Origin of the sequence: Pseudoalteromonas sp. SWN166, assembly GCF_015864485.1 — a bacterium.
Lineage (GTDB): Bacteria > Pseudomonadota > Gammaproteobacteria > Enterobacterales > Alteromonadaceae > Pseudoalteromonas.
This window is the reverse complement of the sequence record NZ_JADYXB010000060.1, coordinates 1-13,580: the sequence shown is the minus strand read 5'-3', so window position 1 is coordinate 13,580 and position 13,580 is coordinate 1. Positions and strand designations below refer to the sequence as shown.

The 13,580-nt window shown below is 37.7% G+C and carries 16 protein-coding genes; 1 reads left to right on the top strand and 15 read right to left on the bottom strand.

Annotated elements, in window-relative coordinates; translation table 11 throughout:
- Positions 1 to 194: 194 nt before the first annotated feature.
- From I6F49_RS19520 to I6F49_RS19450, 15 genes are all read right to left on the bottom strand, one after another.
- Complete coding sequence (locus I6F49_RS19520) at positions 195 to 470, bottom strand: HU family DNA-binding protein (protein ID WP_149592937.1); 276 nt, start codon at positions 468 to 470, stop codon at positions 195 to 197.
- 210 nt (positions 471 to 680) lie between these two features.
- Entirely contained in the window at positions 681 to 1,220 is a 540-nt protein-coding gene (locus I6F49_RS19515) for a DUF3833 domain-containing protein (protein WP_197181684.1), read from the bottom strand.
- Position 1,221: 1 nt separating this feature from the next.
- Complete coding sequence (locus I6F49_RS19510) at positions 1,222 to 1,710, bottom strand: chalcone isomerase family protein (protein ID WP_197181683.1); 489 nt, start codon at positions 1,708 to 1,710, stop codon at positions 1,222 to 1,224.
- Positions 1,711 to 1,764: 54 nt separating this feature from the next.
- Positions 1,765 to 2,265, bottom strand: coding sequence for a DUF2878 domain-containing protein (locus I6F49_RS19505; protein ID WP_197181682.1), 501 nt, complete (start codon positions 2,263 to 2,265; stop codon positions 1,765 to 1,767).
- Complete coding sequence (locus tag I6F49_RS19500) at positions 2,243 to 3,505, bottom strand: SAM-dependent methyltransferase (RefSeq protein ID WP_197181681.1); 1,263 nt, start codon at positions 3,503 to 3,505, stop codon at positions 2,243 to 2,245. Before I6F49_RS19500 ends, I6F49_RS19505 begins: the two co-directional genes overlap by 23 nt.
- 37 nt (positions 3,506 to 3,542) lie before the next feature.
- Positions 3,543 to 4,280: a DUF1365 domain-containing protein gene (locus I6F49_RS19495; protein WP_197181680.1), complete on the bottom strand. Its 738-nt coding sequence runs from the start codon at positions 4,278 to 4,280 to the stop codon at positions 3,543 to 3,545.
- Entirely contained in the window at positions 4,273 to 5,529 is a 1,257-nt protein-coding gene (locus I6F49_RS19490; protein WP_197181679.1) for an NAD(P)/FAD-dependent oxidoreductase, read from the bottom strand. The genes I6F49_RS19495 and I6F49_RS19490 overlap by 8 nt, the downstream gene beginning before the upstream one ends.
- Complete coding sequence (locus I6F49_RS19485) at positions 5,526 to 6,236, bottom strand: SDR family NAD(P)-dependent oxidoreductase (protein WP_197181678.1); 711 nt, start codon at positions 6,234 to 6,236, stop codon at positions 5,526 to 5,528. Before I6F49_RS19485 ends, I6F49_RS19490 begins: the two co-directional genes overlap by 4 nt.
- A 2-nt stretch (positions 6,237 to 6,238) precedes the next feature.
- Positions 6,239 to 6,667: a nuclear transport factor 2 family protein gene (locus I6F49_RS19480; RefSeq protein ID WP_165728009.1), complete on the bottom strand. Its 429-nt coding sequence runs from the start codon at positions 6,665 to 6,667 to the stop codon at positions 6,239 to 6,241.
- 1 nt (position 6,668) lies between these two features.
- Positions 6,669 to 8,063 carry a deoxyribodipyrimidine photo-lyase gene (gene phrB, locus I6F49_RS19475; protein WP_197181677.1) on the bottom strand — a complete coding sequence of 465 codons (1,395 nt, stop codon included), beginning with the start codon at positions 8,061 to 8,063 and terminating at the stop codon, positions 6,669 to 6,671.
- Positions 8,063 to 9,016: a YbgA family protein gene (locus I6F49_RS19470; RefSeq protein ID WP_197181676.1), complete on the bottom strand. Its 954-nt coding sequence runs from the start codon at positions 9,014 to 9,016 to the stop codon at positions 8,063 to 8,065. Before I6F49_RS19470 ends, phrB begins: the two co-directional genes overlap by 1 nt.
- Positions 9,017 to 9,024: 8 nt before the next feature.
- Positions 9,025 to 9,705 carry a ChrR family anti-sigma-E factor gene (locus I6F49_RS19465; RefSeq protein ID WP_165728012.1) on the bottom strand — a complete coding sequence of 227 codons (681 nt, stop codon included), beginning with the start codon at positions 9,703 to 9,705 and terminating at the stop codon, positions 9,025 to 9,027.
- On the bottom strand, positions 9,698 to 10,321 hold the full coding sequence (locus tag I6F49_RS19460) for a sigma-70 family RNA polymerase sigma factor (RefSeq protein WP_010552978.1): 624 nt from the start codon (positions 10,319 to 10,321) through the stop codon (positions 9,698 to 9,700). The genes I6F49_RS19465 and I6F49_RS19460 overlap by 8 nt, the downstream gene beginning before the upstream one ends.
- Positions 10,322 to 10,389: 68 nt before the next feature.
- Positions 10,390 to 10,968, bottom strand: coding sequence for an LON peptidase substrate-binding domain-containing protein (locus I6F49_RS19455; protein WP_197181675.1), 579 nt, complete (start codon positions 10,966 to 10,968; stop codon positions 10,390 to 10,392).
- 235 nt (positions 10,969 to 11,203) lie between these two features.
- A complete protein-coding gene (locus I6F49_RS19450; protein ID WP_197181674.1) occupies positions 11,204 to 11,476 on the bottom strand; it encodes a hypothetical protein in 273 nt (90 codons plus the stop codon).
- A gap of 299 nt (positions 11,477 to 11,775) precedes the next feature.
- On the opposite strand from I6F49_RS19450, the gene I6F49_RS19445 reads away from it, so the two are divergent.
- Positions 11,776 to 13,491, top strand: a complete 1,716-nt coding sequence (locus tag I6F49_RS19445) for an alkaline phosphatase D family protein (RefSeq protein ID WP_197181673.1) — start codon at positions 11,776 to 11,778, stop codon at positions 13,489 to 13,491.
- Positions 13,492 to 13,580: the final 89 nt, after the last annotated feature.

Here is a 13,580-nt window from a genome sequence, read left to right as displayed (position 1 = left end):
GAGAACGAGTGAAACGTTATATTCTTCCAGAAAAAAGAAAACGGCCCAAAAGTAGGACCGTTCGAATTTCAAAAACTCGGTACACCATTAAGTCAAAACATGCTTAACTGAATGGTGTTAGTTATATAGCGGCTTTTTATACATAAAAAAAAAGAGCTAAATAGCTCTTTTTTAAATTTAATTTGTTAAACCGATTAAAGGTTTACTTGGTCTTTAAGACCTTTACCTGGTTTAAAGCTTGGGATAGTTGCCGCTGCGATTTGGATCTCAGCACCCGTTTGTGGGTTACGGCCAGTGCGAGCTGCACGTTCTTTTACTGAGAAAGTACCAAAACCAACTAATGCTACTGAATCACCTTCTTTTAAAGAAGAAGTTACAGCACCTGTAAACGCGTCAAGAGCACGAGTAGCAGCGGCTTTAGAGATTTCTGCATCAGTAGCAATTTTTTCAACTAATTGAGCTTTATTCATTGTTAGATTCCTATTCGTTATTATTTTGCCTTCGCAAAACCTATCTTTATGCATTTTTAAAGAGTTAGCAACAGCAAATTGCATTTTTTGCTTAAATTCTTAAAAAATGAGTAAAATTTAAATAATTCTCGGTAAAATACAGCGTGTTGGGTTAACAAAGACTTAATTTGAGTACAATTTTGGCGCAAGTTAAGCAACTGGGTAAATAAGCTATATTTTTTCGATAACTAAGGTCACTTCCCCGACCTCGACTCCAAACTTAACAATAGATGTGCGGTTTATCAAGCGCGATTGTGTAACCAGGTACATCCAATCGTCAAAATTGACTTCTAAAGTGCTGCCATCGTATGGAAGGGCTACATTGTAATTCCAATGAAATACGCTACCATCGCTTTTGCCTTTTGCCGTACCTATAACATCGGCCGCTGTACCCGTTAAACTATTGTCGTTATTTAACGTTATTTTCCAAATACGCTTTTGAGTTTCGCCATCGTCGTAAACAAAGTCTTCTTCAATAACGCCCTCATTACCATCCCAAGTCGCATTCATGTCTACAACAAGCTTTCGGGTCAGCTCGCCTTTAAAGTCTTGTACAACACCATAGGCTTTCAAATTTCCGCTAAAAAAGGTTTTAAAATCGAAATTTGGCGATGTATTTTTATAATGTTCAACTTTTGGTGCCGAACAGCTAATTAACAGCACAGCAGATAAGCATATAACCACTGTTTTAAACGTGTTTAATACATTCATATTAATTCCCTAATAGTTGCTTTCGTAGTTTTGGCTCAGAGGTTTTTTCATCAAGCCAAATGGCTAAAAAGTCACTCGAAAATTGAAGCTCATTAATTTCACCAATTTTTTCATCATTATGATAAAAAGTGCTCATACCCTGCTCATTTGTGATTAACGTTAGCGAATCACCTTGTTTAATATCAGGCCAAATCGACAATAATTTACTGTCGTATTTGTCAGCTAACCCTTTTTTTCCAATATGCTCCCACTGCTCATTTGTCGCTTTCACTATTTCTGTAGCGTCAAAGTCTCGTAAGTAGGTGAGCTTAAATTTAACAGGATGTGTTCCTTCACTGTAATTACCGGAAGGGGTAAATAGCACAGCGTCATATACATCCCAAAATAAATACTCCATTCGCGCCTCACCCACTTTACTAAACTGTGTGTTGGCTAAAACAATTGAAGTTGTAAGCAAATAAAAAGTAACTGCCTTTAGTAAAAATTTCAAAATGAGCTCCCTTTGAATAACTGGGTAATGTTACGAAGTGAAAATTATTGCCGATCAGCGGTTAATAAATAACTTTATTTTTTGGTTTATAAAAAGGATAGCGGTAAACACTGCAGACCAAAGTACGCCGTAAACAAGCCAAAATTGCCATAAAGGTAATCCTAGGCTTATTACTTCAAAACGAGCACCGGCCCAATAACTTGCAGGCGCAAAAGCCATGCATACTAAAAAGGCTTGCCAAAGTTTTAATCTGCTTAAAAAGAGCATAGAGGTGTTTAAAGAAAGTAATAATGCAGCCCATAAAAAAACAAGCCATAGGGGGAAGGGATATACTTTAAACTCTAACAAGCCTAACTTTACCGCTATAAATTCTAATAACAGGGCTAAGGGTAGCGCTTTGACTAGCAGTAAAGTGTCTTGCTTTTTTTGCTTTGACAACAAAAACATTAATATAATAATTAATCCGCTAAAAATTAGCGAATCAGCTTCAAGCAGTAGTGATAAAAACCACACTGCTTGAAACAAAACAAAATTAGTAATTGAGCGCAATATCATCGTTATCGCTAATAAAACGTGGTTTACGCGCCATTAAATGCACAGTACTGGTCGCTCTTGCTCTAAACGCACCTTCACAATAAGCAAAGTAAAATAACCATAAACGGTAAAAGCGTTCATCAAATTTAGAGCGGTCCAAATCAGGCCAGCTTTTTATAAAACGAGTTCGCCAATCTGCTAATGTTCGAGCGTAGTGAGCGCCAATATCATTAACGGTATGAATAACCATATCGGTGCTGTTTTTAATTTGCTCACTCATTTCGTTAAGTGACGGTAAGCACCCACCCGGAAAAATATACTGTTGAATAAAGTCAGAGTTTTTTAGGTAATGCTTATAACGCTGATCGCCAATAGTAATTGCTTGTATAAGCATGGCGCCGTCGTCTTTTAAAAGCTCACCACATTGGGTAAAAAAGCTCGGCAAGTAATCATGACCAACTGCTTCAATCATCTCGATAGAAACAAGCTTGTCGTATTTACCTTTTAATAGCCTGTAATCAAGCTTAAGTAATGTAATTCTACTCTCGAGGCCAAGTTCAATAATTTTATTAGCCACATAATCATGTTGCTCATCAGATATGGTTGTTGTTGTTACGTGGCAATCGTAATGAGTCGCTGCATAAATTGCAAAAGCGCCCCACCCAGTACCAATCTCAATAACTGAATCATTTTTTTGAAGCTCAACTTGCTCACAAATACGTTTAAGTTTGTATTGCTGCGCTTCTTCAAGTGTGGCTTCTTTTGTAGGGTACACTGCACTCGAATATAGCATTTCTTTACTTAAAAAAGATTCGTACAAATCATTTCCTAAGTCGTAATGAGCAACAATGTTCTTTTTAGAACCCGATTCAGAATTTTTATTTTGTATGTGATTAAATCGGTGGGCTATATTGCTGAAAAATGCGAATTTCTTTTCGAACTCATCGAGTTGTTTTTCATTTATAGCAAATATTTCTATAAATGACGTTAAATTGTCGCAAGACCAATGCCCTAATATATAGGATTCACCAGCGCCAACACTACCTGATAATGCAAACGCCTTGTACATAGCTTTATCGTTAACTGTGACTGTCGCTTTTAGTGCTGACGATGCATCACCAAAAACTGTACGTTCATTTGCGTCAATTAAAATTATTTGACCTGTTTTAATTGACGCGAAAGCCTTAGTCACTAATTTTTTATATATATTAGTTAACCAACTCGTACTTTGCTCGCAATTTAAGCTCGACACTTTATCCATTAAAATACCTATTAATTGTCCTGACTATCGATGTGCTTTATGGCTTACCTGAGTGACCTAAAAAAGGCACTCGCTTTATAAACAACTTTAACGCTTGATAATAAATACCTTTGAAAATAGACCATGTCATGGCCGGAAAACGTTTAAACAACTTACTTAGTTCTTCATTAGTGAGTTCTTTACGTTTTAAGCGAAGTGTTGCATCAAATAGTAACTCTTCATCTCGCTTGTTTTCAATATGTATCAATGTTTTATCAGGCGATTGTTTAACATGCCAATGATAGTTCATATCTAGATTCATAAAAGGTGATACGGAAAAAGCCTTCTTAAAGTTCACTTTTTTTTCTAAAGGTACTAAATAATAATGACGCTCGTTCCAGGGTGTATTACTGACCTCAGCAATCATGTACTTAAAACGGGTGTCGTTATTTCCAAAAAAGTAAAAATTAACAGGGCTAAAATACACACCAAAACAACGAAGTTGCCCAAGCATATAAACATGAGTAAACGTCTCATTTACACCTAATGCAGCAAGTTGTTCATGTGCACGTTCAATAATGGGATGTTGGTAAGGGGCTGATATATTTTTAAGATAATCGGCTTCATTAAACTTTAAGGCTTTTAAGCCTGATGTACCTAACTGTTTATGTACACCATTTAATTGCTGAGGATTATTTAAATCTACCCATATCATATATAACGGGTAACTAAAACGATGTTCTTTAACAGCAAAACGGCGATGTTTTACATCGCCTAAATACACTGCACTAGTCAAATTCAACCCCAAGTTGTTTAGCCACATCTACACCACTGTGTACACCGTCTTCATGGAAACCATTGTACCAATAAGCACCACAAAAATAACTTTTATTGTGCCCGTCAATACTGTGTTTAAGTTTTTGAGCAGCAATAGACTCTTGGTTAAATACAGGGTGGTGATAAGTAAACTCGCGCAAAATTTTACTTGGGTTTATTCCTTCAAGATGATTAAGCGTTACACAAAACTGTGTATCCGATTGTATACCTTGCAAAATATTCATTTGGTAAGTAACAACAGCTGCTTTATCAGTGTTGTTATTAAGTAGGTAGTTCCAACTTGCCCATGCCGCTTTTCTATCTGGTAAAAGATTAGTATCGGTATGCAGCACTACTGAATTTTCGGTATAGGCTATTGAACCTAATACTGACTTTTCTTGATCCGTAGCATCGCCAAGTAGTGCAAGCGCTTGATCTGAATGACAAGCAAAAATCACTTTATCAAACTTACTTTGCTCACCGTTTTCAAACTCAATAGTTACTTCATCATTTTGGCGCGTAACAGATTTAATATCTGTATTAAGTTTAATTTTATCAGCAAAGCCTCTGATCAGTGGCTTAATATACTGACGAGAACCACCTGGTACTACATACCACTGTGGTCTGTTTGTTACATCTAAAAGGCCATGATTAAAAAAGAACTTAACAAAAAATTCTACGCCTACATTTTCCATTTCTTTAATACTGGTAGACCAAATAGCAGCTCCCATTGGAAGAATGTAATGGTATTTAAAAAAGTCATTAAAGTGATTGTCGCTAAGCAGTTGCCCTAATGATTGGTCTGCTTGGTAATCGTCTTTTTCGTGCAAAGCTTTACATAACTTATTAAACCTAACAATGTCGTACAATAAACGCCAAAATTTTGGTCTAAAAATATTACGACGCTGTGCAAATAAACTTGTAAACGTATGGCCGTTATATTCAAAACCAGTAGCTTCGTTATGAACACTAAAGCTCATTTGTGTTTCTTGTTTGTCTACGCCAATTCGTGAAAGTAACTTTTCGAAATAAGGGTAAGTTCTGTCATTAAATACAATAAAGCCGGTGTCTATTGCGTATTTTATGCCACACACGTCAACATCAACGGTTGCTGTATGACCACCAATATAATCATTTTTTTCAAATACCGTTACATCGTAATGTTTGTGAAGCAAATGCCCACATGTTAAACCAGATACACCAGTTCCTATTATTGCTATTTTTTTCAACGAGCTAATCCTTTTGCGATTTTAAGCCAAAGCGAGAGCGGCAAAATGCGCAGTGCTTTTAATATAAGTGTAAAACGATACGGAAAGTGAACGTCTTTACGGCGTTTATGTATTCCTTTAATCATATAATCTGCGGCTTTCTCAGCTGTCACAGCCATCGGCATTGGAAAATCATTTTTATTAGTAAGCGGAGTTTTCACAAAACCAGGATGAACTAAAGTCACATCAACATCATTTAAATCAACAGCTAAACTTTTGGCTAAATAGCTAACGCCAGCCTTTGAGGCTCCGTAAGCTTCTGAGCGAGGTAGCGCAAGGTAAGTAACACTTGAGCTGACCAAAACAAGCTGACCGCCTGAGTTTATTTTAGGAAGTAGTGCCTCTAGGCAATATCCCATAGAGAGTAAGTTTACGTTTATTACACGCTCAAACAATGCACTATCAAAATTTCGTGCGTCGTCTACGTACTCGCAATTACCTGCGTTTAAAATAACACGGTCAAAATGAGGAAAGCCAACTGTCGACTCTTTAATATCCTGTAAGTTAGTTGCGTCAAATTTACATGCTTGAATATTATCGTGCTTAGCAAGTTCAGCGAGCTTTTCACTATTACGACCACAGGCAATAACCGTATCTCCCAACCGCGCATATTTAATTGCTAGCTGCTCACCAATACCTGAAGTAGCTCCCGTTATAAGTGTGATCATAATTAACCTGCCCTTTTATCAATTAGCTTTATAACACTACCAAGTAAAGGAATATGCTTATATAACAACTCGCCTACATTAAAGTAATCTCGGTGCTTGATAATTTTGCCATTTTCAAAAATAAGCTTACTATGACCTTCCACTGATATGGTTTTACCTGATGAAAGTTTTGGATGTGCATAGTGCATAGTCCAATAGATGAAAGCGTTATTGCCGCTATTAAACGAATCACTAATATCAAACTGGCAATGTTTAACGTTACTGTACAAGTTAGCAAAGTATCTGCGTAATTCCACAATGCCATTAATTTCATGCATGGGGTCTATAAACTGTATGTTGTCACAGTAAATATCACTTAATAAATCAAGATTTGTACTATCAAGCTGTTGGTATATTTCAACAAACTTATCTACTGGTAACGGGTTATCCATATCACACCTTAAATGCAGCAAGTGCACGTTCTCGTGCCGCTTTATGATCAACTATTGCTGGCCAGTAACATTCTTTATCTTTACCTATTGTGGCTAAATAAGTGTGAGGAAAATGAATGTGTTTATCTGACACGTTTTCAAGCTCTGGTAAATACTTACGGATAAACTTGCCTGTTGGATCAAAGCGCTCGCTTTGCCTGATAGGATTAAACACTCTAAAATAAGGCTGAGCATCACACCCCGTACTAGCTGCCCACTGCCAACCACCGTTATTTGAAGCTAAATCGCCATCAATTAAGTGCTGCATAAAAAAGCGTTCGCCTTCACGCCAATCTATTAATAAATGCTTGGTTAAAAAGCTCGCAACAACCATGCGCAAACGGTTATGCATCCAACCGGTTTGCTTTAGTTGTAGCATTGCAGCATCCACTAACGGGTAACCTGTACGCCCTTCGCACCATGCTTTAAATTCACTTTCGTTTTTACGCCACACTACCGCGTTATACTTTTCGTTAAAGTTATCGCCGCGCGAAAGCTTAGGAAACTCAGCAATTAAGTGTCTGTAAAACTCACGCCATATCAGCTCGTTAATCCACGTAAAGGTTTTACTTTTCGACGTAGTTAAAATGTCAGGGTAGCGCTGTTGAATATTAATAAGTAGCTGCTTAGTACCTACAATACCCAATGCTAAATAAGGGCTTAAACCCGATGTACCCTTTATGCTAGGAATATCACGCTGATCGTCGTAGCTTGTTAGCTTATCGCATATAAAGTTATCGACCACGGTTGCTAGTGTTTCATCGTCAACCGGCCACTTATCAGAGCTTCCATCACTTTTTAGTAAGTCACTTTCATCAAACTTTATTGGCTCAGAGCTGAGAGGCCATTGTGGCAAACTAAAGTGTGTATCTTGGTACTGCTTTAACCACGCTCGCTTAAATGGAGTAAACACTTTGTACATTTCATTGCTTTGGTTTTTAACCGTCCCAACCGGCGCAATTAAATCGCCTTCGTACAAGGTAAAAGTAATAGAAAGCTCATCGCATTCATGCAAAATAGCCTTATCGCGATTAACTTCATTAAGCTCGTATTCTGTATTAGCTATTACGTGTTTTACACCGTTTAACTTACAAAAATTAATAAGTTCACGCTCACAATCGCAAAAGCTTGGCGCTTCAATAACATGTAAAGTAATGCCGACATCAGCAAGCTGAGATTGAAGATAAGTAACTCGGCGCTTGAGTAAGTCAATCTGAATAGGCGCAGTTTGATGTTGTTGCCACTGTTTTTCAGACACAAAAAAAATGGCGTGTTTAGCGCCATTATTTAGCGCTTGAATTAACGCTTCGTTAGAAAAAAGGCGCAAATCGCGCCTGAACCAAAATAATGTATCCATTAAATACCAAATCGTAGTTTTAAATCGTGAGGGTAAGGGTTAAAAAACACTTGTTTTTCAAGGTACTCATTTGGGTGAACCTTCAAATGATGCTTTAACAAGGTAAGTGGTACATACAATGGCACCAAACCTTCGCGGTATTCATCTATCGCATCGCGAAGTTCTTGTTTTTCAACCTTCGATAAAAATGTTTTAAAGTAACCTTGTAAATGCATTAACGTGTTGCAGTTATTTCTTCGAGATGCTGGCTTTTTAAGACCCGTCATCAAACCTAAAATATATTCATCAGCAACTGCGCTTATATCATCGCCTACATGTGTTCCTAGTAGGTTACCTAAGTCGCGATAAGCTTGGTAATTATGAGCCATTAACAAGTACTTATACTGAGAATGAAATTGAGTAAGCTTGTGAACCGACAGCGGCTCTTGTACTAGCTTTTGCCAATTTTTAAAAACGTAAATTCTCATCACAAAGTTTTCACGTAAGTGCATGTCGTTTAAACGTCCATTTTCTTCACATGGCAACAATGGGTTATGCTTCATTATTTGCTCAGCAAAAAAACCAACGCCTTCAGAGGTATTGCCTGTACCAGCTTCGTTGTATATTTTAATGCGCTCCATGCCACAGCTCGGGCTTTTTGCACAAAATACGAATCCGCTTAGTTCTTTAGCTTGTTCAGTTGCAATTTTTTTACCATATTCGGTAAGTTGTTGCCCTACTTCGCCGCTACCATCTGGGCGACATACTTTAACAGTATCGCCTACTTTAACCTGACGAATAGTTGGACGAGGTATCGGTAAACCTACTGCTACCTCCGGACAAAAACGTGTGTACTCAACGTGTTTGCCTAATTCATCCATACAAAAATTTGACTTTTTATGTCCTGTGTCAAATCTAACTTTTTCGCCTGCTAAGCAGGCGCTTATACCTATTTTTATTATATCTGTGTGCATATATTCTCTTAGTAAATCAAATTACCGATTGGATTTAGTAACTTGCTGAAGCCCTTATTAAAATGTAGCGCACTACTGACAACTGTAAAGCATAAACATCCATCTTTCGTTAAAGGTGTATGTTGATGACTACCATCTTGCCAAATAAAGTCGCCTGGTACGTAATTACCATCTTCATCACTAAACTCACCGTCTAGTAGTAAAGTAACTTCAAATCCGGTGTGTGTATGCTCAGGAATTTCACCACCCGCATCAATATGCAATAAGCTTGAACGCAGCGCACCATCATCCAGTGCAACGCGAGAACGCGCTAGCTTACCAACTTGTGTAAATTTGCTATGAGAAATACGTGTTAAAGCACGCGGCAGCTGATAATTGTGTTCGTTAATACTTACAGACACAGGCTCAACTTCATAAACTTCATCGATAGAATCATCAGACATGATCATATCAAGTACGTTTAATTCAAATTCTTCAAGTAATTCAGATTGCTCAGTTTGAGGTTTCTCAAATTTGGCAGGCTCTTCACTAAATAATGCATCCGCATTACTTGCTTCAATTTTGGCTACTTTAGCTTGGCACACAGGGCACATATCTACATGTATAGATACGGCTAAACTTAGTGATGTAGCAAGTGATGCATCGCAATACTGTGTCAGTAAAGTTTCACTCGGGTGATGTTTAATCATGCTGATCTCCCATTTCATTACGTAATTTTTGCAAGGCCAAACGTAATCGTGATTTTACCGTGCCTACTGGAATATTAAGTTGATGTGCAAGTTGCTCTTGCGACATGTCTTGAAAATAAACGCCTCTTACCACTTCGCGTTGAGCAATAGGTAATTTATCGAGGTAGCGTTTAATTTGCTTATCTTCTAAATGATCACTGTATTCGTGATGTGTATCTTGTGAGTCGTTTAATAACGGCCAAATGTCTTCGCTTATGTTTTCTTCTTTATTACTTTTCATTTTACGAAGCATATCGAATGAAGCGTTACGCATAACGGTATAAACCCACGTAGTCGCCGCACCTTTTTCACTGTGATACAAATGTGCTTTACGCCAAACTGACGTTAGTGTCTCTTGCACAAGCTCCATAGCTTGCGCTTCAACACCAAACTGCTTAATTCCAAAGCGTTTAATTTTTGGCGCAAAGTATTCAAATAAATAGGAAAATGCTTTTTTATCGCGTGATTGCGCAACATCTATAAGCGCTTGCATGAGCTCTTTACTCGGCGTTTCTGGCATGGCAGTGTACTTACCTGTATTAGGTTCACAACGTGGTGACTGTTGTTGACTTACCATAATAATTTATCCCGTTATTGCTTTTGTATTAAGTAATACGGGCAATAATTAATTTAGGATCATAAAATTTAGGCAAATTCGTTATTAATCACAGTATGGAGGAAACTCAGCAAGTTATCAAAGTTCGTTTCAAACGCAAGTTGCTGTTTTTTCTCAATTGATATAGGTAGGAGCTCAAGCCAACGTGCTGCAATCCAAGGCAACTTGTCAAAATGAGTCTGTTTGTACAATAAATTAAGCTCTGAATTACCTGCAAACACATTTTTGAGCGCGTCGTGCAATAGGTAATGATCGCCAATGTCGTTGTTAGAATACTTGTACCAATAAGGCGTATTACAAGGCGACACTAAGCCATGACGTAGTTCGTCTGCGTCTTGGTATACATCGTTTATTTGCACATTTTGCGAGGCAAATACATCAATTAATAGTACGTCGTTATCGTCTTGGTCAAAATCAATAATATCGACAAGGCAACCTTGCGCACTTATATTAAATGGCGTGTCGTGCTCAAATGTACAAAGCACAAACCCTGAATTATTTTTTAATGCGGTTTTAACCATATTTAAATAACGAGGCTCAAATATGCGTAATCGCGTATAACCTTCAGGTAACATAAAAATGGGTAATGGAAAAATCGCACGTTTCATAAAGTCTACTTATTTCAAACACTCTGCCTTTATTTACGTGCGCTTTTGCTAAGTCGATCAGCTTTGTATGAATCGAATTAATTACCAGCTATATAATTGGTTAAAGATTAAACCAACCTCCCATAGCTTTAAACACTTGAACCGAGTAATAAGCGCTAATCATGCTTACTACGGGTGCTAACATTAATGCAAATAATCCAAGTTCACTGCTCATCGTTTTAATCCTTTAAGTGGTTTATTTTACGTTTTTAACGCTAGCGTCAGTATTTTTAATCGTTGCGCTATCTGTTAAAACTGGCTCATCTAGTAAACTTTCTAAAACAGTTTTAGCATCAAAATAAAGTGTTTCCTTTAGTGATTTTTCAAGCTCAATTGTGGTTTGCTTAACGTAGCTTGTTACACTTTGAGTTAATATATCAGTTACATCTAGGTCTACTTCTGTTGCGTTTACTTGCGCAGAACCTAATACTAATAAACTTGCCATAGCGATTTTAATTGAATGTTTCATAATGGTATTCCTTGTTTGTGTATTGTTTAGACGTAGTTATATACTCAAGGGTTGTGCCAACATAAAAATAAAATATAAACCAATGTAATTAAAAGACTTTATGTAAGGTTGTTTGATTTTAGAAATTCATACCTCGTTAATTTAACCATTTAATTTAATTTTTTGACTATTTTTTAGTTAATAAATAAAAGAGTTTTAAGTGTATTAATACCGTCACAGTAAATACATTTATCGTTTATAAAAACGTCATATCTAATCGTTAAAGTGCGCACCACTATTAATAATTAAAAAAGTGCAGTATGACTCTTTCATCTCGTCGAAATTTCTTAAAAACCTCAGCAGCAAGCATATTTACAGTTGCGGTATCGAGCGCCATTACAGGTTGTGCTCAAACATTAATGAGCAAGCCTCTATCAGCAATTGAATTTAAACATGGGGTAGCAAGTGGCGATCCGCTCAGTAATGCTTTAATAATATGGACACGCGCAACAACTTCTCAATTAACGTCAGAAGTAACTGTTGCTTGGGAGTTGGCAAGTGACTCTCAATTTAAAAATATTATTCGCAGCGGGCGCGAGCAAACCGATAAAAGCCGCGACTTTACAATAAAAATAGATGTGCAAGACCTTACTCCAAATACAGAATACTTTTATCGCTTTATTGGGTTAAATACACAAAGCCCTATTGGCCGCGCTAAAACTCTGCCGGTTAGTAATGTTGAACAAACAAAAATGGTTGTTGTGTCTTGCTCAAACTACCCTGCGGGATATTTTAATGCTTACACAGATGCCGCTAAGCAAGAAGATTTAGATGTAGTGCTGCACCTGGGAGATTATATTTACGAATACCCAATGGGCGGATACGCCACGCAAAATGCTGAAAAAATTGGTCGCCAATTAGCCGCCGATAACAGCGGTGAAATTATTACACTTGGTGACTATCGTAAACGCTATGCTATTTATCGAACAGATAAAGGCCTACAAGCACTGCATGCCGCAGCGCCTTTTATTGCAATATGGGATGATCACGAAGTTGCTAATGACACATATAAAGAAGGAGCTGAAAATCATACCCCTGACGAAGGTGACTTTTTTAAACGCCGTGCAGCAGCCATTCAAGCCTATTACGAATGGCTGCCAATTAGGCCACCTAGGGGCGAGCAAAACCCGCAAATATACCGCACCTTCGATTTTGGTAATTTAATAAGCTTACACATGCTAGATACTCGCGTAATAGCACGCGATAAACAACTCGCTTACAGCGACTATAAAAATCTAGAGACCAAACAAATGGATGTTGCGCGCTTTGCGAGCGATTTAAATAATCCAAAAAGGCAGTTACTAGGTAACACACAATTAAACTGGCTCACGAGTGCAATAACTAAATCAAATGCAAAATGGCAAGTATTGGGTCAGCAAGTATTGATGACTAAAATGTGGCTACCTACTGAAATATTCTCGCAATCCGATCGCACTAAAATACCCGAGGTATTAAAAGAGTTAGTCGCTATTAAAAAAGCGGTGTTAGCAAATAAAGCGGTAACTCCTGAGCAACTAGCACGCGTAAATACTTTAATGCCTTACAACTTAGATGCATGGGACGGCTATCCTAGCGAACGCGAAGCATTATATAAAAGCGTTACTACGTTAAATAAAAAGTTAGTAGTGGTTGCAGGTGATACGCACAATGCGTGGCATGGCATATTAAAAAATGCAAAAGGCGAAAGCGTAGGAGTAGAGTTTGCAACACCTGGCGTTACATCCCCGGGTATGGAGCATTATTTAGCGCTTAATACAGCACAAGCAAAGCAAATGGCTGACTCGCTTTCATTGTTAATAAACGACTTAAATTATTGTGACCTATCGCACCGCGGATATATGCTACTGACAATTACAAACGAGCAAATCACAACTGATTGGCGTTATATAGATAATATAGATTCCCCAAGCTACAACATTGCTGCTCAACACCAAAGTGTTTATAAAGAGGGCGTTCAGAATTCTGTGTCAGCCTAAATTGCTAAATATCTAGCACACCATCTAACCTACCTTCGAAGTGGATGGCCAATTGCGACAATGTCAGATTCCAGTTATGGATTGGCATT